General features: G+C 65.1%; 15 protein-coding genes and 2 tRNA genes. 4 read left to right on the top strand and 13 right to left on the bottom strand.

Annotated elements, in window-relative coordinates; genetic code table 11:
- The first annotated feature begins 39 nt into the window (after positions 1-39).
- A complete protein-coding gene (locus BMX99_RS15970) occupies positions 40-807 on the top strand; it encodes a SpoIIAA family protein (protein WP_170848768.1) in 768 nt (255 codons plus the stop codon).
- 123 nt (positions 808-930) lie between these two features.
- Here the strand turns inward: BMX99_RS15970 and BMX99_RS15965 are convergent.
- The 7 genes from BMX99_RS15965 to BMX99_RS15935 form a co-directional block, all read right to left on the bottom strand.
- A tRNA-Pro gene (locus tag BMX99_RS15965) sits at positions 931-1,007 on the bottom strand.
- Between the two features lie 151 nt (positions 1,008-1,158).
- Positions 1,159-1,950, bottom strand: a complete 792-nt coding sequence (locus BMX99_RS15960) for a MerR family transcriptional regulator (protein ID WP_093454107.1) — start codon at positions 1,948-1,950, stop codon at positions 1,159-1,161.
- A gap of 15 nt (positions 1,951-1,965) precedes the next feature.
- Complete coding sequence (gene ihfA, locus BMX99_RS15955) at positions 1,966-2,268, bottom strand: integration host factor subunit alpha (protein WP_093454104.1); 303 nt, start codon at positions 2,266-2,268, stop codon at positions 1,966-1,968.
- A 199-nt stretch (positions 2,269-2,467) separates the two neighbouring features.
- Positions 2,468-3,442 (bottom strand): beta-ketoacyl-ACP synthase III, encoded by a 975-nt coding sequence (locus tag BMX99_RS15950; protein ID WP_093454101.1) that lies wholly within the window; start codon positions 3,440-3,442, stop codon positions 2,468-2,470.
- Positions 3,439-4,566: a phosphate acyltransferase PlsX gene (gene plsX / locus BMX99_RS15945; protein WP_280140396.1), complete on the bottom strand. Its 1,128-nt coding sequence runs from the start codon at positions 4,564-4,566 to the stop codon at positions 3,439-3,441. Before plsX ends, BMX99_RS15950 begins: the two co-directional genes overlap by 4 nt.
- Before the next feature lie 27 nt (positions 4,567-4,593).
- Positions 4,594-4,800, bottom strand: a complete 207-nt coding sequence (gene rpmF / locus BMX99_RS15940; RefSeq protein WP_093454098.1) for a 50S ribosomal protein L32 — start codon at positions 4,798-4,800, stop codon at positions 4,594-4,596.
- A 197-nt stretch (positions 4,801-4,997) separates the two neighbouring features.
- On the bottom strand, positions 4,998-5,594 hold the full coding sequence (locus BMX99_RS15935; RefSeq protein ID WP_170848767.1) for a YceD family protein: 597 nt from the start codon (positions 5,592-5,594) through the stop codon (positions 4,998-5,000).
- A gap of 201 nt (positions 5,595-5,795) precedes the next feature.
- On the opposite strand from BMX99_RS15935, the gene BMX99_RS15930 reads away from it, so the two are divergent.
- From BMX99_RS15930 to BMX99_RS15920, 3 genes are all read left to right on the top strand, one after another.
- Complete coding sequence (locus BMX99_RS15930) at positions 5,796-6,266, top strand: outer membrane protein assembly factor BamE (protein ID WP_093454095.1); 471 nt, start codon at positions 5,796-5,798, stop codon at positions 6,264-6,266.
- Between the two features lie 175 nt (positions 6,267-6,441).
- Complete coding sequence (locus BMX99_RS15925; RefSeq protein WP_093454092.1) at positions 6,442-7,179, top strand: GNAT family N-acetyltransferase; 738 nt, start codon at positions 6,442-6,444, stop codon at positions 7,177-7,179.
- Positions 7,180-7,386: 207 nt separating this feature from the next.
- A complete protein-coding gene (locus tag BMX99_RS15920) occupies positions 7,387-9,225 on the top strand; it encodes an ABC-F family ATP-binding cassette domain-containing protein (protein WP_093454090.1) in 1,839 nt (612 codons plus the stop codon).
- Between the two features lie 19 nt (positions 9,226-9,244).
- Here the strand turns inward: BMX99_RS15920 and BMX99_RS15915 are convergent, their stop codons facing one another.
- From BMX99_RS15915 to BMX99_RS15890, 6 genes are all read right to left on the bottom strand, one after another.
- On the bottom strand, positions 9,245-10,336 hold the full coding sequence (locus tag BMX99_RS15915) for an AbrB family transcriptional regulator (RefSeq protein WP_093454393.1): 1,092 nt from the start codon (positions 10,334-10,336) through the stop codon (positions 9,245-9,247).
- A 23-nt stretch (positions 10,337-10,359) separates the two neighbouring features.
- Positions 10,360-10,433 (bottom strand) — tRNA-Gly (locus tag BMX99_RS15910).
- A gap of 140 nt (positions 10,434-10,573) precedes the next feature.
- Entirely contained in the window at positions 10,574-11,488 is a 915-nt protein-coding gene (locus BMX99_RS19900) for a VPLPA-CTERM sorting domain-containing protein (RefSeq protein WP_093454088.1), read from the bottom strand.
- A 203-nt stretch (positions 11,489-11,691) separates the two neighbouring features.
- On the bottom strand, positions 11,692-13,731 hold the full coding sequence (locus BMX99_RS15900; protein ID WP_093454085.1) for an ASKHA domain-containing protein: 2,040 nt from the start codon (positions 13,729-13,731) through the stop codon (positions 11,692-11,694).
- Positions 13,732-13,830: 99 nt separating this feature from the next.
- Positions 13,831-15,669, bottom strand: a complete 1,839-nt coding sequence (locus BMX99_RS15895) for a SurA N-terminal domain-containing protein (protein WP_093454083.1) — start codon at positions 15,667-15,669, stop codon at positions 13,831-13,833.
- A gap of 404 nt (positions 15,670-16,073) precedes the next feature.
- Entirely contained in the window at positions 16,074-17,243 is a 1,170-nt protein-coding gene (locus BMX99_RS15890) for an aminotransferase (RefSeq protein ID WP_093454080.1), read from the bottom strand.
- Position 17,244: the final 1 nt, after the last annotated feature.

Genomic DNA, 17,244 nt, shown 5'->3' with positions numbered 1-17,244 from the left:
TGTCTGAAGGGCGCGAACCTTCCAAAGCAGGAGGCCCAGATGATCAATCTCGACAGAACTGACAGCCCGCTATTCCGCGTGACCGTATCGGGGGACATCACCCGCGATCAGGTCCGCGATTTCTATGCCGTCTTCAAACCCGCGCTCGACGAGGTCGGGCGCATTGGCCTGCTGGTCGACATGACCGGATTTTCGGATATCTCGGCCGGGGCCATGCTTGAGGACGTGATCGAGGAGCTTGGGCTTCTGGATGACCTGTCCAAGATGTCGCGCGCGGCCCTTGTGACCGGCAACCGCACTCTGGCGGGGCTGGTGCGCTATACCAACCCCATCATTCCCCGGATGGAGGTCCGCGCCTATGCCCCCGAAGACCGGGAGGAGGCCGAGGCCTGGGCGCGCGATCTGCCCGACCCGAAAGACCGCCGTCCGGGTCTGACGATGATCCCCGGCGGGTCCGACGATGTGCTGGCCTTCGAACTGGACGGCTATATCGACGATGACGACATGGAGGACATCATCCTCCCCTTCCGCAAACGCATTGATCAGGGCGGGAAATTCAACGCCCTGGCGCGGATGAAACGCTTTGCCGGCTTCGACCCCGAGATCCTGTTCGACCGGGCGCTTCTGGGCATGAAATGGGACGCGATCCGCGCCATGCACCGCTATGCCATTGTCACCGACCAGGCCTGGGTCCGGCCCTTCGTCGGCATGTCGCGGCTGTTTTCCCAGGTCGAGATCCGGATCTTCCCGCTGGACCAGGAAGACGCCGCCTGGGCCTGGGTGCGCGAACCGATCCCGGCGGGGTGACAGCTGATCGCCAGGCGGGGGCCTTGGCCCCCGTTTTGCCGTTCGGCAGGGGCTACAAACGCAAAACCACCCGACCTGTCCCGAAGGAAAGGCGAGTTGGAATTGGTACCGTGCGGATTGAAGTGGTCGGGCTAGCAGGACTCGAACCTGCGACCTTCCGTCCCCCAGACGGACGCGCTACCAGGCTGCGCTATAGCCCGACGGTCCGGCCTATTTATCGAATTTCGCGGCACGGACAAGGGGCAAACTGACAGGATTTGCAGTTTCGGGCAGATTCTTTTGCGCAGGGCGCGGGGGCCGGTTTTGCGGCCCCGGCATGGGGGAAACCCCGGCGCCGGGATGCGCGGCGGATCAGGCGGTCTGACGCGCCAGCCAGTTCTGCAGCTGCGTGGCCAGGCGGCGCAGCTCGGCGCGCTCGGCGTCCTCAAGACGGGTCTTGCGGGCCAGGGCCAAGGTCAGCACGGTCGGGCCGCGATCGTTCGGAACGGCCTTGAAGGTCGGCCGGGGGCGTTCGGCTTTGGGCACCGGGGCATCTGCAGCCGCCTGCGCCGGGGCTTCAATCGGGGCTGGATCGGCGAGGGGTTCAGGTGCTGCCATCTCGGGGGCCTCAGCCACCGGTTCCCCGACCGTCTCGGGCGCGGTGTCGGCGACGGGCAGTTCCAGGTCGAGGGCAGGAGTGTCCTCTGCCATCGGGGCCTCGATGGTGTCGTCCTTCAAGGTCTCGGTGATCTCGCGGGCGGCGGTGTGGTCTTCAACCGCAGGCGCGGGCTGCTCCTCCGCCGGTTGGTCCGGCGTCTTCGCAACAGGCGTCTCGGCCTCGGCTTTTGCCTTGGGGTCCATCGCGTCGCGCACGGCGGCGGTCACCGCATCCAGGGGCTGCGACATCTCGGAAACATGGGCCACGCCCTTTTCCCGCAGCATCTTCTGCACGCCCTTGATGGTCATCCCATCCTCGTGCAGCAGGCGTTTGATCCCGCCCAGAAGCTCCATGTCCGAGGGGCGGTAATAGCGTCGCCCGCCAGCCCGTTTCACGGGCTTCACCTGCGAAAACTTGCTTTCCCAGAAACGCAGGACATGGGCCGGAGTGTCCAGCCACTCCGACACCTCGGAAATCGTGCGAAACGCATCTGCGGATTTGGCCATTGCCGGGGGGCGTCCTTAACTGCGGTTGCCGCCCGCGACGCGGTCTTTCATCAGGTGAGACGGCCGGAAGGTCAGCACGCGGCGCGGGCTGATCGGCACTTCTTCCCCGGTCTTGGGGTTGCGGCCGACGCGGGCGGCCTTGTCGCGCACCGAAAAGGTCCCGAAGGACGAGATCTTGACCTGTTCGCCTTTGACCAGCGCGTCGGACATATGGGTCAGAACGGATTCGACCAGCTGAGAGGAATCGTTGCGGGACAGGCCGACCTCGCGGAAGACCGCTTCGCTCAGATCCAGTCGTGTCAGCGTCTTGTCACTCATTCCCGTTCCTCCCATCACGCCGCTTTTCGCGGAATTGCTTAAAATCAGGTTTACGGCATCCTGCGTCGGCGGGATTTCCGAGTCAATATCAACCCATTGGCCGGGTTCGTGAATTTCAGTGAAATCGGGGGGAGGCAGCAAAAAGGGCGGCACGGGCCGCCCCTGATCAAAACCCGGTGCCACGAGGCCGCAACAGAGCCTACCAGCGCAGGACGACGGCACCCCAGGCCAGGCCGCCGCCGATGGCTTCCGCCACCAGCAGATCGCCCGGCTTGATGCGGCCATCGCTGACACCCACGGACATGGCCAGCGGGATCGACGCGGCCGAGGTATTGCCGTGGTCCTGAACGGTCACGATCACCTTGTCCATCGACACGTCCAGCTTCTTGGCGGTGCCCTGGATGATGCGGATATTGGCCTGATGCGGCACGATCCAGTCGACGTCGCCATGGCCAAGCGCGGCTTTTTCCAGCGCCTTGTTCGCGGTCGAGGCCAGTTTCTCGACCGCCTGGCGGAACAGCGCATTGCCCTGCATCCGCAGCTTGCCCGAGGTCCCGGTGCTCGATACGCCGCCATCGACATACAGCATGTCGCGGTACTGGCCGTCGGAATTCAGATCGACCGACAGGATGCCGCGATCGTCGGAATGGCCCGACCCGGTCCGCGCCTCAAGCACCAGCGCCCCGGCACCATCGCCGAACAGCACGCAGGTGGCGCGGTCTTCCCAGTCCATGATGCGCGAAAAGGTTTCCGCGCCGATGACCAGCACCCGTTCGGCCTGACCCGACAGGATCATGCCGTTGGCATTGGCCAGCGCATAGATGAACCCGGCACAGACCGCCTGCACGTCATAGGCAAAGCCGCGCGTCATGCCGAGGCCCTGCTGCACCATGGTGCCGACGGAAGGAAAGGTCAGATCAGGGGTCGAGGTCGCGACGATCACCGCGTCGATGTCATCGGGCTTGAGCCCGGCCATCGCCAGCGCCTTTTCGGCCGCCTTCACCGCCATCTGGCTGGTGGTCTCGCCCTCGGCCGCGAAATGCCGCCGCTCGATCCCCGAGCGGGAGCGGATCCATTCGTCCGAGGTTTCCAGCGTGTCTTCGAATTCGGAATTCGGAACGACCCGGTCGGGCAGGTAATGCCCGATCCCGGTCGGTACGGCGCGCACAGTCATTCAGCCACCTTGTTGTCTTCGGCGTCATCCTCTTCCGACTGCGTGGCGGATGCAACCCGCGCCTTGATCTTATTGGTCAGATCCTGCTGCGCCAGCTGGAATGCCAGCTTGACCGCGGCCGCGACGCCGGTGGCATCGGCCGAGCCGTGGGATTTCACCACCGTGCCGTTCAGCCCCAGGAAAACGCCGCCGTTCACCCGGCGCGGGTCGATGCGTTTCTGCAGACGCCGCATCGAGGTCAGCGCCAGAAGCGCCGCGATGCGCGACAGGGGCGAGAACTTGAACGCCTCTTTCAGCAGGTCGCCGATCAGCTTGGCGGTGCCTTCGCCGGTCTTGATCGCCACGTTGCCGGTGAAGCCGTCGGTGACGATCACGTCACAGACATCGCCGGGAATGTCCCCGCCTTCGACGAAGCCGACGAAATCGAATTGCGCGCCGGGGGCGGCCTTTTCGATCAGGTCATGCGCCGCCTTCAGTTCTGCCCGGCCCTTGTTTTCCTCGGTGCCGACGTTCAGCAGGCCGATCCGCGGGCGGTCCAGCTTCATGCCGTTGCGGGCGTAGGACGCCCCCATCAGCGCATATTGCAGCAGGTCTTCTTCATCCGCGCGCACATCTGCGCCCACGTCCAGCATCACGTTGAACCCCGAGGGGTTGCGCGACGGCCAGAGCACGGCGATGGCGGGACGGTTCACACCGGGGATCTTGCGCAGGCGGATCATCGACAGCGCCATCAGCGCGCCGGTGTTCCCGCAGGAGACGGCGACGGTCGCCTCTCCGTTGCGGACGGATTCGAGGCAGGACCACATCGAGGTGTCCTTGCCATGCCGCACCACCTGGCTTGGCTTGTCGTCCATCCGCACGACGCCTTCGGCATCGCGGATCTCGACCCGGCCGCGCAGCACCTTTCGGCGGCTGACCAGCCGTTTCAGATCGGAAGAGGGCCCGTGCAGAATGAACCCGATGGCCGGGTTCTTCTTGGCGGACTTGGCAATACCGGCCACAACGGCATTAGGGCCGCGATCACCCCCCATTGCATCAATAGAGATGATAATGCGGCCCTTACTGGACGAAGTATCCACTTCGCCGGTCGGTCCCGCTAGCGTCTGACTTTGCGCGTCGCTCATGCGGGTATGCCCGGTCTAACCGTTAATTTATGCTGCGTCGTCGTCCAGATCGACTTCGTCCGCCATGGCGATCACTTCGCGATCGGCATAGGTGCCGCACGAGGGGCACACATGGTGCGGGCGCTTCAGCTCACCGCAGGACGGGCATTCGTTCGGGTTTGCAGCCACGAGAGCGTCGTGGGCACGACGGTTGTTGCGCCGGGACTTCGAGACTTTGTTCTGTTGGACAGCCATGTCGCAACCTTTATCGTCTGGGGCCCATGTTGCCGTGCGCCGGTCAGCGCCGGTCCGCAATCAGGGCCGAGTTTCGTCTGATGCGAGGCTCATAATCTCTCATGGGCCCGGCATTCAAGTTCAAATCGGATGAGCGCGCGAAAATACTCCGGAAAAGTGAAACCGCAAGCGATTCTTTCCACGCGCCCCGGGGGGACTTAGTCCTTATCCTCTTGTGGGTCTTCTTCCGGTGATCCGCCCGCCAGCTTGGCGCGCAGACCGGCAAGACCGGCAAAGGGCTTGATGTCCTCATCGGTCATCGGCTTGGTGCCCTTCTTGGTATAGACGGCTTCGCCCAGTTCCACATTCTCGGCGCGGGGGTACTGGGGCAGGGCCAGGGCCAGCGCCTCGGCCATGACCTCTTCCAGGTCGATGACCGCCGGAAGCGGTTCCAGCGCGTCATCCTCGGGCATGGGGGCCCCTTCGCCATCGTCATCTTCGACCTGGGCGGGGGTGATGACGTCGGGCGTATATATACGCAGCACGTCTTCCTCGACCCGGGTGGTGACGGGGGCCAGGGTGACGACACAGGGCTGCACCACGGTGGCCCCAATGTGACCGGCCAGCCGCCAGCCGCGCGATCCGTCGGGATGCAGCTGACCTTCGAAGCGCAGCTTGCGCAGGGCCGACAGGCCCAGTTCGGCACCAAGGGCGGTCAGCTGGTCGGCCTCGGGCACGATCAGGAAGGGTCTGCTGGCCCTGTCATTCAGATCGGCCACGCGAATTTGGGCTTTGCCGGGCTGGGAAGTGGCCATGCGGTCGATCCTTTCTTGAACCGGGGTCGGACTTTGATGTAATCGGGATAAAAGCCGCGCACCCCGGTGACAAGGGGGCTGCGTTCGTTTGAAACCTCGATCGGTACTGTGCCTTTTGGGACATGCCGAAGTCTCCGCGACGGAGAAAGGGCAGGACGGCGGACAGGGCAGGTGGCGCGGAACGGATTATTGGGGGCGGGAATGTCTGACAAGGTAACGCAAATCGCAGGCCGCATCGGCCGCGCGCTGATCGCCGGATGCCTGGTGCTGTCTCTGGCGGCCTGTGTCGAACGCATCCGCGCCCATGGCTATGTCCCCGAGGCCGACGATCTGGACCAGATCACAGTAGGCGTCGACACCCGTGACACCGTGGCCGAAGTGCTTGGCGCGCCCTCGACCGCCGGCGTGACCGACGACAGTGGTTATTATTACGTTCGCACGATGGTCCGCCATGCTGGCGCGTTGGAGCCCAAGGTTGTCGACCGCGAGGTCGTGGCCGTGACCTTTGACGACGGCGGCGTGGTGCAGAACATCGAACGGTATGGTCTGGAGGATGGCCGCGCCGTCGTCCTGTCGCGTCGCGTGACCGACAACAAGACCGAGGGCAACGGCATCATCGCCCAGCTGCTGCGCAACCTTGGCAACTTTACGGCCGGCAGCCTTCTGAACTGATGTGCATCGGATCCTCCGGGTGCTTGTGCGACGGGGGGCAAAGCCGACGCCAGTGGTGATTTTCACCACATCCGCGCCGATGCGGGGCCGGGCGTCATGGAATCGATACATCTTGCGGGCATGAGATTGGCAACCTAAATCTATATCGGGCAGACCGCCCGGCTGAGGTGCCAAGATGTTGTCTTTACGAAAAGGCCGGTATCGCGCCCGCTTTGCCGAGAATGCCGCGGATATCGAAGCCGCACAGCGCCTGCGCACCCGCGCCTTCCACGGCGAGGGCGCAGAGCAGCTGGATGCCGATCATTTCGACGAGATCTGCAAACACGTGCTGGTCGAGGATCAGCGCAACGGCGCGCTGGTCTGCTGTTTCCGCTTCCTGCCCCTGTCGCGCGGCAGCGACATCGCCCGCAGCTATTCGGCCCAGTATTACGAGCTTTCGGCGCTTGAGGCCTTTGAAGGCCCGATGGTCGAGATGGGACGCTTCTGCATCGACCCGGAGGTGCGCGATCCCGACATCCTGCGCGTCGCCTGGGGCGCGATGACGGCCTATGTGGATGCCGAAGGGGTCGAGATGCTGTTTGGCTGCTCGTCTTTCCATGGCACCGATGCCGAGGCCTATGCCGATGCCTTCGCCATGCTGAAGGAACGCCACCTGGCCCCGAAGCGCTGGCTACCCAAGGTCAAGGCCCCCAAGGTTTTCCGTTTTGCCCAGAAGCTTCGGCGCAAGCCGGATGCAAAACAGGCCATGTTGCGCATGCCGCCGCTGTTGCGGACCTATCTGCTGATGGGGGGCTGGGTCAGCGATCACGCGGTGGTCGACAGCCACATGAACACGCTGCATGTCTTCACCGGGCTTGAAATCAACGCCATTCCCCCGGCGCGCAAGCGTCTGTTGCGGGCGACTGCGGGCTGAAGAGGGTGGGCCCTTTGACTTGGGGCGGGGTCCAATTGCGCGCCTTTGGCGCAAGCGATTTGTGGCGCCTGTCCCCGGGGGACAGGCGCGGTGCCTCCGGCGGGAGTATTTTTGGCAAGATGATTTCGGGGTGCGGTATGGGCGGAGACGGCGGAGTAAGGTGTGGGGCCACTTGACGCCGTAGGGGCTTGGGCGTAGCGCACGGCCATGGCACGCGCACCTCTTTTACAGCTTTCCGACATCTCGCTGACCTTCGGCGGAGATCCCGTGTTTTCCGATCTGTCGCTGGTGGTTCAGCCCGGCGACCGCATGGCGCTTGTCGGGCGCAACGGATCGGGTAAATCCACCCTGATGAAGGTCATGGCCGGGTTGGTCGAGGCCGACAGCGGCACGCGGGTCGTCACGCCGGGTACCAGCGTCGGCTACATGGAACAGGAGCCCGACATGGCGGGCTTTGCCACGCTTGGGGATTTCGCGGCCTCGCGCCTGGATCCGTCGGAGGCCTACCGGGTCGAGATGGCCTCGGAAGGGTTGAAGTTCGATCCGGCGCGGCCGGTCGAGACGGCCTCGGGCGGGGAAAGGCGGCGCGCGGCGCTGGCCAAGCTGATGGCCGAAGCGCCCGATCTGATGCTGCTGGACGAGCCGACCAACCACCTGGATATCGAAGCGATCCAGTGGCTGGAGACCGAGCTGTCGCAGACCCGCACCGCCTATGTGCTGATTTCGCACGACCGGGCCTTTCTGCGGGCGCTGACCAAGGGCACGCTGTGGATCGACCGGGGCGAGGTGCGGCGCCAGGAAGAGGGTTTTGGCGCCTTCGAGGCCTGGCGCGACAAGATCTGGGACGAGGAAGACGTGGCCCGCCACAAGCTGGATCGCAAGATCAAGGCCGAGGCGAGATGGGCGGTCGAGGGCATTTCGGCCCGCCGCAAGCGCAACCAGGGGCGGGTGCGCGCCCTGCAGGACCTGCGGGCGGACCGCGCGGCGCAGATCAAGCGGCAAGGCACGGCGGCGATGGAGCTGGCATCGGGGCCGAAATCGGGCCGCAAGGTGATCGAGGCCGAGGGTCTGGGCAAGACCTTTGGCGACAAGGTGATCGTGCGCGACCTGGACCTGCGGGTGATGCGCGGTGACCGGGTGGCCTTTGTCGGGCCCAATGGCGTGGGCAAGACCACGCTGATCAAGCTGCTGATGGGCGAGATCACGGCGGACAGCGGCAAGGTCAGCCAGGGGTCCAACCTGGTGCCGGCGATCTTCGATCAGAGCCGCGCGGCGCTGGATCCCGATCAGAGCCTTTGGGAAAACCTTGTCGGCGACAAGGAGATGCGGGTGTCGGGCCAGGCGGACCAGGTCCTGGTGCGCGGCCAGCCGAAGCACGTGGTCGGCTATCTGAAGGAATTCCTGTTTGACGAACGTCAGGCGCGGGCGCCCGTGCGGTCGCTCTCGGGCGGGGAAAAGGCGCGGTTGCTTCTGGCCAAGCTGATGGCGCGGGAAAGCAACGTCCTGGTGCTGGACGAACCGACCAACGACCTGGATGTCGAGACGCTGGATCTGTTGCAGGAGCTGCTGGACGATTACGACGGCACCGTTCTGCTGGTCAGCCACGACAGGGATTTCATCGACCGGGTCGCGACAACGACCCTGGCGATGGAGGGGGGCGGAGAGGTCACCGTCTATGCCGGCGGCTGGCGCGATTACCAGTCCCAGAAGGCCGAGGCGGCGCCCGCGGGCAAGGGCAAAGCGGCTTCGGGTACGGCGTCGCAAGGCGGCGCAACCAAATCGGCCCCGACACCGGCACAGGCCCCGGCCAAATCCAAGGGGCTGAGCTTTACCGAACGCCACCGGCTTGAGGCGCTGCCGGCCGAGATGGACCGCCTGAGCGCCGAGATCGCCAAGCTGGAGCAGTTCCTGGCCCAGCCGGATCTGTACACCAAGGAGCCGGTGAAATTCGCCAAGGGCACCGAGGCGCTGGTTGAACGGCAGCAGGCGCTGGCCGCGGCCGAGGAAGAATGGCTGGAGCTGGAAGAAAAGGCCGAGGCCGGCTGAGAGAAACCGGTCCCGGGCGTTAGCCGAAGCGTTTCGCCACCCGCCCGATCACCAGCACCGTCAGCACGATGCGGTAGATGTGATGCAGGGTGACGAAAGCCGGGTTGGCGTTCAGCGACAGGGCGATCAACGCCATTTCCGTGACGCCGCCCGGGGCGAAGGAAATCAGCAGCACGTCGAAATGTTCGCCTGTCAGCGGCACCAGCACCAGCGCCATCGCGGTGCCGACCAGCAGCATCGTCCCCACGCTGAGCACCGCCAGCCAGGCCCCGCGCCAGAGCATCGCGGGACGGATGCCGACAAAGCGGGTGCCAAGGGTCGTGCCGATGACGATCTGGCTGGCCGAGAGCATCCAGTTCGGCAGATCCAGCACTGCAATCCCGGTCAGCGTGACGATGCCCGACAGAAGCAATGGCCCCAGAAGCTGCGGCGCGGGCAGATGGATGCGCTTGCCCACCACAAGGCCCAGAACCACCACGGCAGCCCCGATCGGAAGATGCTCTAACCCCGTATCCGCGGGGGCCAGGCCCATGCCGGCGGCGGACCCGACAGGATGGCCGATATAGAGCGACATGCCGATCGGCAGCAGGGTCACCACGGCAATGATCCGCAGGAACTGCGCCAGCATCAGCTGACGGATGTCCGCGCCGGATTGTTCACCCAGCAGGATCGCCTCGTACAGCCCGCCGGGCGAAGCCGAGAACAGCGCGGTTGCGTGGTCGTATTTCCCGACGCGGTGAAAGATCTGGTAGTTCAGCCAGAAAGTGATCGGCACAAAGGCCGTCAGCGCGGCAAAGGAAAAGGCCGCGCGGGGCAGGGTAAGGATCACATCCATCGTCAGCCGCGTGCCGATGGCCATGCCGATGACACCTATGAACAGCGCGCGAAAATCTTCGTTGAACCGGAACGACGGCGGGATCAGCGCCTTTTCAGGCTCGGACGCAAGGGCCTCGGACACCTGGGCGATCACGGCGACAAGGATCAGGCTGCCCAGGATGAAGGGCAGCGGCAGGCCAAGCGCCTGTGCGGCAAAGCCACCGACAGAACCGATGGCGATCAGACCAAGATGGAAGAGGATCAGGCGCGGACGAATTTGGAATTTGGGGATCACGCGCAAAGCTGTCCGGATGGGATTGGAGCGGGTGAAGGGAATCGAACCCTCGTCGTCAGCTTGGGAAGCTGCTGCTCTACCATTGAGCTACACCCGCGAGGTGAGGACACGATTAGGCCAAGCGCCGGGGGTGGTCAAGGCCGTCCGTGCGCTGCAGCGCCGGGCTTGCACCCCTGGGGAAGGACGGCACCGAACCGGGCAGGGTGCGGTGCCGCGAAAGGTCAGGAAACGGGCAGATCAGCCCTTGGCGCGGCGGCGCAGGGCCGCAAGGCTGCCAAGTCCCGCCAGCATCAGCGGCAGGCCCGCGGGCAGCGGCACGGCGGGAAGCGACGGGTTCAGGTTCAGCTGGGCCGAGTTTGCCAGATCAACGCTCACGCTGATGCGGTTGCCATTGGTCAGAAACCCGGTCAGCCGGTCGTTTTCATAAAGCAGGTCCGTGCCGAAGACATTCACGATCGAGGTGCCCTTGATGTCGAATGCACCGTAGAAAGAGCCGCCCGTCAGGTTCAGCACCGACGAGCCCGAGGTGCGCAACGCATGGCTTCCTCCCCGCGTGGCGCTGAAGGACCCGCCCGAAATGCTTAGCTGTGCGTCAAGCCCGACGACCAGGGCATCGCCGTCGACGGTGTTGCCCGACCCGGCAAAGAACATGCCGCCGGTGATGCTGGTCGTGCCGCCCAGAAGCGACAGCGCATCGCCACCATAGCTGCCAACGGTGTCGCCGCCAGAAAACCGGCCGCCGCTGATCGACGCGGTGCTTTGGAACAGCCGCATGGCGTCCGCCCCGCCCCGTGTTCCGCTGCCGCCAACGATCACGCCGTCGGTGACGGTGACCTCGCTGCGGAAGCCATAGATACCTTCTTCCCCGGTGGAGTTTGAAGAGGTCGTCGACTGGCCTGTGATCCGGCCACCATCAACTGTCAGCGACCCGCCGTTGATCGAGATCCCTTCATAGGTGCGAACATCGCTGGTTGCCGGGGTCGAGATATTGGCCCTGCCCGTGACCTGCACATCCGTGTCCGATGTGACCTCCAGCGTGTCGGACGGGCCGTTGATGACGTGAAAACCGCCGTCATTCAGCCTGGTGGCAGCAAGAGAAGAGGTTGCGGAAAGGGTAACGGCCACAGCCGCTGTCAGGAAAAAACGTGTCATGAGTGGTCCTTGAAAAGGTTTTGGGTTTAACGCGTGTCGAAATAGAAGACGTACAATAGGAAAACTCTGCCTTTTTTCGCGTTGAAAGGCAATCCCCCCGAAAATGGGGTTATCAGTCCGCCCCGGGTAGCGGTCGGTAGGGGCCAAAAAAAAAGTCCGCCGGACTGGGTCGCGGCGGGCTAATTGTCAATCAAGTCAGGATGTCAGCCGCCGCGCCGCCGCCGACGGCCGCCGGGCTTGTCACCGCCGGTGTTGAAGGACACATCGGGCAGGGTGACGACCTGTAGCAGCTCGGGGAAGGTATCGACCTTGTGCGGGATCGCGTTGGCGTTGACGAAATGTTCCTGGAATTTCGGGGCGATGGCGGTTTCGATCTTGGTGATCTCGCGCACGCCCTTTTCGACCTGGACCCTTGCAGCGTTGGAACACAGCGCCATGCGCGCGCCCGTGCCGGCCGCATTCCCGGCCGAGGTCACGTGATCCAGCGGCGCATCGGGGATCATCCCCAGCACCATCGCGTGCTTGGGCGAGATATGTGCGCCAAAGGCCCCGGCCAGAACGATGCGATCCACCCGGTCGGCCCCGCGTTCGTCCATCAACAGCCGCGCCCCGGCATAAAGCGCCGATTTCGCCAGCTGGATCGCGCGGATGTCGCCCTGGGTCACGGTGATACGCGGCCCGCCCTCGGCGCTGCCGTCATGGATCAGATAGGCATGGGTGCGCCCCTCGGCTTCGCAGCGGGGCGTGCCCGTCTGCTCGGCCGATCCGATCAGGCCCGAGGGGTCCAGAAGCCCGGCCATGCGCATCTCGGCCACCGCCTCGATAATGCCTGACCCGCAGATGCCGGTCACGCCGGTCTGCGCCACGGCCTGAGCAAAGCCCGGATCGTCGGACCACAGGTCCAGCCCGATGACGCGGAACCGCGGATCCTTGGTCACGGGATCAATCTCGATCCGTTCGATGGCACCGGGCGCGGCCCGCTGGCCGGATGAGATCTGCGCGCCTTCAAACGCCGGACCCGTGGGCGAGGAACAGGCCAGCACCCGCGTCTTGTCGCCCAGAAGGATTTCCGCGTTGGTGCCCACGTCGATGACCAGCATCAGCTCGTCCGACATCTCGGGCGCGGTGGCCAGCGACACCGCCGCCGCATCGGCACCCACGTGGCCGGCGATACAGGGCAGCAGATAGGCACGGGCGCGCGGGTTGATCGTGCCCAGATCCAGATCAGAGGCGGGCATCGACAGCGCCTCGCTTACCGCCAGGGCAAAGGGGGCCTGGCCCAGTTCCGTCGGGTCGATGCCCAGCAGCAGGTGGTGCATCACCGGGTTGCAGACCACGGCGGCCTCGACGATCAGGGCGGGATCAATCCCGGCCTCGCCCGCCAGCGCGCGGGCCAGATCGGCCAGGGCGGCGCGCACGACCTGGGTCAGCTCGACCTCTCCGCCGGGGTTCATCATCACGTAGGACACGCGCGACATCAGGTCTTCGCCAAACCGGATCTGTGGGTTCATCAACCCCGAGGATGCCTTGACCTCGCCCGTCTCGAGGTCGGTCAGATGCGCGGCGATTGTGGTGGAGCCGAGGTCGATGGCCAGACCGTAAAGCCCGCCTTCGTGCAGGCCCGGCCATACCTCAAGCACCCGCGGCACGGCCCCGGTGTGATCCTTGTGCACGGCCACGGTGACCTGCCAGTTGCCCTTGCGCAGCACGCCCTGAAGACGCGCCAACAGGCTGGGATCGGCGGTCACGCCGGTCACTTCCCATTGATCCGACAGCGCCTGGGCCAGCCGTTCGAAATCGCCCGAGGGCTCGTGCATGTCGGGCTCTTCGACCTCGACGAAATACAGCCGCGTCGCGGGATCCATGACCATGGGGCGGGTGTCGGCGCTTTTGCGGATGACCTGACGGTGCACCTGGCTTTCGGGGGGCACGTCCAGCACCACGTCGCCCTGAATGCAGGCCTGACAGCCCAGACGCCGGCCCTTGGGCAGCCCGCGCTTGTCGTCATAGCGCTGTTCGACCTTGTTCCAGTCGGACAGCGCATCTTCGCGCACTGTCACGCCATGCTTGGCAAATTCCCCGAAGGACGGGGTGATCTGGCACTTGGAACAGATGCCGCGCCCGCCACAGACCGAATCCAGGTCGACGCCCAGCTGCCGCGCGGCGGCCAGCACGGTTGTCCCCGGCGCAACACGGCCGCGTTTGCCCGAAGGGGTGAAGATCACAAGCGGTTGGTCGGACATGGAAACTCTGCTGTCAGTATCAAGGGATATCTAGAACGCAAACGCCGCTTCGCAAAGGCTGCGAAGCGACGCAAGGCGCACGGGAACCGGCATCAACCCTTACTGGAAGTTGACGTGCACCGCGTTGATGGCCTGCTGGTCCAGTTCGACACCGGCACGCGCCCGCAGATCTTCTGCAAAGATGCGGTAGATGTCCTGCGCGACCGAGGATTGCAGCTGCTGTTCCAGGCCGGTGCGCGCGGCGGCGACATCGGGGTCTTCCAGGTTCGGCGGCAGCACCTCTTCCAGGCGCAGGATCAGGACGGCACCAAAGCCATCGACGATCTCGACCTGGCCCGGCTCCATGCTGAAGGCGCGGGTGACGAAATCCTCGGGCGCACCCAGGACCGAGCTTTGGCGGGTCAGCGCCTCTTCGGTTTCCACCTCAAGGCCGAGCGTGCCGAAATCCGAGGTCTCGCCCAGGGTTGCCACCAGGTCTTCTGCGCGGGCGCGCAGACGGTCCATCGACCGGCGGGTTTCGAAAATGTTCACCACACGCTCGCGTACGGCGTCGAATTCCGACGGGGTCGGTTCCAGAACCTCGTCCAGACGCATGGCAAAGATGCCGCCGTCGTCCAGTTGCAGAACCTCCGGATAGTCGCCTTCGGCCAGGGCGGTGGCGGCGGCCTCGAAGCCTTCATAGGCGGCGATGCCTTCGCTTTGGCCTTCGGCCCAGTCGACGCTGCCCAGGATCATGTCGGTCTCGGCAGCGAGGTCCTCCAGCGTTGCGCCCCCGGCCAGCAGATCTTCGGCCGGTTCGGCGGAATTGGCGACCTGACGGCGGGCGCGGTCAAAGGCCAGTTCCTGACGCAGGTCGGGCTCTGCCTCTTCAAAGGTGGTTTCCTCGGCGGCGAGGATGCCGTTCACGCGGAAGAAGGCCGGTCCAAGCGCGGTCGGCAGGGGGCCCACGACCTCACCGGACTGGGCAGCAAAGACGGCTTCGCCGGCCTCGTCCAGATCGCCGATGGTGACGTCGCCCATGTCGATGTCGGTCAGCGCCAGGCCACGTTCGGCCACCAGTGCCTCGAAATCGGCCTCACCATTGTCCAGCTTTTCGCGGGCCATGTCGGCGCGGCCGTCGTCGGCATAGATCAGACGTTCCACAAGCCGGCGTTCAGGCACGTTGTACTGATCGGCGCGGGCCTCGTATTCGCGGCGCAGCAGGGCCTCGTCGATCTCGACCTGGTCAAGGATCATTTCCGGCGTCAGCCAGGCGTAGGTGATGCGCTTGCGCTCGGGCAGGGTGAACTGCTCGATCTCTTCCTCGAACAGCGCCTTCAGCTCTTCCTCGGACGGGGTGTAGTCCTCGGCCTCAAGCGAGGACGCCTCGACCCGGGTCCAGGTCACGCGGCGGCGTTCGGCGAAATAGGCCAGCACCGTGTCGACGTAGGGCGCGGGCAGGGCGCGGCCCGAGACCACGGCCCCCTGCAATAGCGCGCGCGAGGTTTCCTGGCGCAGCCCGCGTTCGAACTCTGCCTCGCTCATGCCGACGCGGTCGATGGCGAACTTATAGGCGTCTCGGTCGAACTTGCCGTCGACCCCCTGGAAGGCGGGGATGTTCTGCACCTGGCGAGCCAGGGTTTCATCGCCGACCGACAGGCCGATGCGGCTGGCTTCGTTGTCGATGGCGGCGGCGGTCATAAGCTGGGCCAGCACGCGGCGGTCCAGACCCATGGCCTGCGCATCTGCCAGCGACACGGCCTGGCCGGTCTGGGCCTCGAACGCGCGCATTTCGTTCTGCAGGGCCCGGCCGTATTCATTGACCGAGATGTCGCGATCCCCGACCGAGCCGATGGACCGGACGTTGCCGGTAAAGCTGGTCGCGCCGAAGCCACCGAGGCCAAGGATCAGAAGACCCATCAGAATCCAGACGGCTGTCTTGCCACTCTTGCTTGCCATAAATGCATCCCTTGTGTTCGCCCGTACTGTGACGCGGGCGGTCTTGTCGCCCATGTCTATTGTGCCACCGGCAGCGGGGCAAGGGGCGCACCGCGCGTTGCGTGGGATCGGCGCGGGAAATGTCCTTGGGATGACAGGAGTTTGATGGGAATGCGGTGTTGCGCTCGGGCGCAGGCCCATGACAGGAGGCCCGCCCGGCGTTTACGCCGGGCAGCGGCCCGTTGCCCGGCAAGCGATTGCTTGCAATCGCTGAGAGGGGCCGCCCCCGTCGCACCAGAGGTGCGCCGAAATTTTCAGGCACGCCTTTGGTGCGACGGGCGGCGCTTGTGCGCCACCCCGCGGGACGGCGCTGCCCTTATTTCTTCAACTCAAACGGATGCGCACAGGCGAAACGGCCGCGACTCCTACCCGGAAAACCCCGCCAACCGATCAATCATCCCGGCAATCCCGTCGGTATCCAGGTTGGCAAAGGCCACGCGCATCTGGCGCTGGCCGTTGGCATCGCCCTCGGGCGTGAACATCGTGCCGGGCAGCATCAGGATCCCCGCCTCGGCCACCAGCCGCCGCGCGATCTGATCCGAGGGCGCGTCAAACGGATGGTCAAGATAGGCGAAATAGGCACCGGCCCCGCGCAGACGCCAGCCGGCGGCCTGCAACGGGCCAAAGCCGTCGCGGATCGCGCGACCGCGCGACAGGATCTCGGCGCGTTCTCCGGCCAGCCATTCGCCCAGGTTCTGCATCCCCCAAAGCGCCGCATATTGCCCCAGCTGCGCCGGGCAGATGGTCACGGTGTCCAGGTACTTCTCGACCTCGGCCAGCCGCGCGGGTGACGTGACAAGCGCCCCGACCCGGTGGCCAGTCAGGCGGTAAGCCTTTGAAAAACTGTAAAGTTGCACCAGCGTCCGGTCCCAGTCGGGCCGGGTGAACAGATCATGCGGGGCCGCGCCCGAGGAATGGAAATCGCGATAGGTCTCATCCAGGATCAGGGTGATCCCGCGCCGCTGGCACAGATCGAAGAAGGCCCCGATCAGTTCGGGCGGATATTCCACGCCGGTCGGATTATTGGGGCTGACCAGCGCGATGGCGCGGGTGCGGTCGGTGATCAGATCCTCGGCCAGATCCAGACGCGGCAGCATCGCCTCGTCCACCGGCAGGGGCACCGAGACGCCGCCGATCATGTCCAGCGCCATCTTGTGGTTGAAGTACCAGGGCACCGGCAACAGCACCTCGTCGCCTTCGTCCAGAAGGGTGGCGATGGTGGCGCAGAAGGCCTCGTTACAGCCCGAGGTGATGGCGACGCGGGAGGCCCCGATCTCACCGCCATACGCTGTAAGCCATTGCGCCGCGACCTCTTCGCGCAACCCCCCAAGGCCCAATACGGGACCGTAGAGATGCGCCTGCGGTTCCTCGACCGCCAGCCGCGCGATTTCCTGGCGCATCGCCAGGACCGGAGGATCGACCGGCGCCGCCTGGCTGACGTTGATCAGGGGCATGTCGGCGCCAAGCCGGGCCTCGGACAGCCAGCGCCGCGCCTCCATGACCGGTGGCGCGAAAGTTGTTTTGGTGCGGGTCATA

The organism is Pseudooceanicola nitratireducens, from assembly GCF_900109195.1.
Taxonomy (GTDB): Bacteria; Pseudomonadota; Alphaproteobacteria; order Rhodobacterales; family Rhodobacteraceae; genus Pseudooceanicola; species Pseudooceanicola nitratireducens.
This window is presented reverse-complemented; position numbering and strand designations above follow the sequence as displayed.

Bases quoted from the DNA above. Each gene is read 5' to 3' on its own strand.
- BMX99_RS15895 (WP_093454083.1), bottom strand. From the start codon at position 15,669: ATGGCAAGCAAGAGTGGCAAGACAGCCGTCTGGATTCTGATGGGTCTT.
- BMX99_RS15925 (WP_093454092.1), top strand. From the start codon at position 6,442: ATGTTGTCTTTACGAAAAGGCCGGTATCGCGCCCGCTTTGCCGAGAAT.
- BMX99_RS15950 (WP_093454101.1), bottom strand. From the start codon at position 3,442: ATGACTGTGCGCGCCGTACCGACCGGGATCGGGCATTACCTGCCCGAC.
- BMX99_RS15930 (WP_093454095.1), top strand. From the start codon at position 5,796: ATGTCTGACAAGGTAACGCAAATCGCAGGCCGCATCGGCCGCGCGCTG.
- BMX99_RS19900 (WP_093454088.1), bottom strand. From the start codon at position 11,488: ATGACACGTTTTTTCCTGACAGCGGCTGTGGCCGTTACCCTTTCCGCA.
- BMX99_RS15900 (WP_093454085.1), bottom strand. From the start codon at position 13,731: ATGTCCGACCAACCGCTTGTGATCTTCACCCCTTCGGGCAAACGCGGC.
- BMX99_RS15970 (WP_170848768.1), top strand. From the start codon at position 40: ATGATCAATCTCGACAGAACTGACAGCCCGCTATTCCGCGTGACCGTA.
- rpmF (WP_093454098.1), bottom strand. From the start codon at position 4,800: ATGGCTGTCCAACAGAACAAAGTCTCGAAGTCCCGGCGCAACAACCGT.
- plsX (WP_280140396.1), bottom strand. From the start codon at position 4,566: ATGAGCGACGCGCAAAGTCAGACGCTAGCGGGACCGACCGGCGAAGTG.
- BMX99_RS15890 (WP_093454080.1), bottom strand. From the start codon at position 17,243: ATGACCCGCACCAAAACAACTTTCGCGCCACCGGTCATGGAGGCGCGG.
- BMX99_RS15920 (WP_093454090.1), top strand. From the start codon at position 7,387: ATGGCACGCGCACCTCTTTTACAGCTTTCCGACATCTCGCTGACCTTC.
- ihfA (WP_093454104.1), bottom strand. From the start codon at position 2,268: ATGAGTGACAAGACGCTGACACGACTGGATCTGAGCGAAGCGGTCTTC.
- BMX99_RS15960 (WP_093454107.1), bottom strand. From the start codon at position 1,950: ATGGCCAAATCCGCAGATGCGTTTCGCACGATTTCCGAGGTGTCGGAG.
- BMX99_RS15935 (WP_170848767.1), bottom strand. From the start codon at position 5,594: ATGGCCACTTCCCAGCCCGGCAAAGCCCAAATTCGCGTGGCCGATCTG.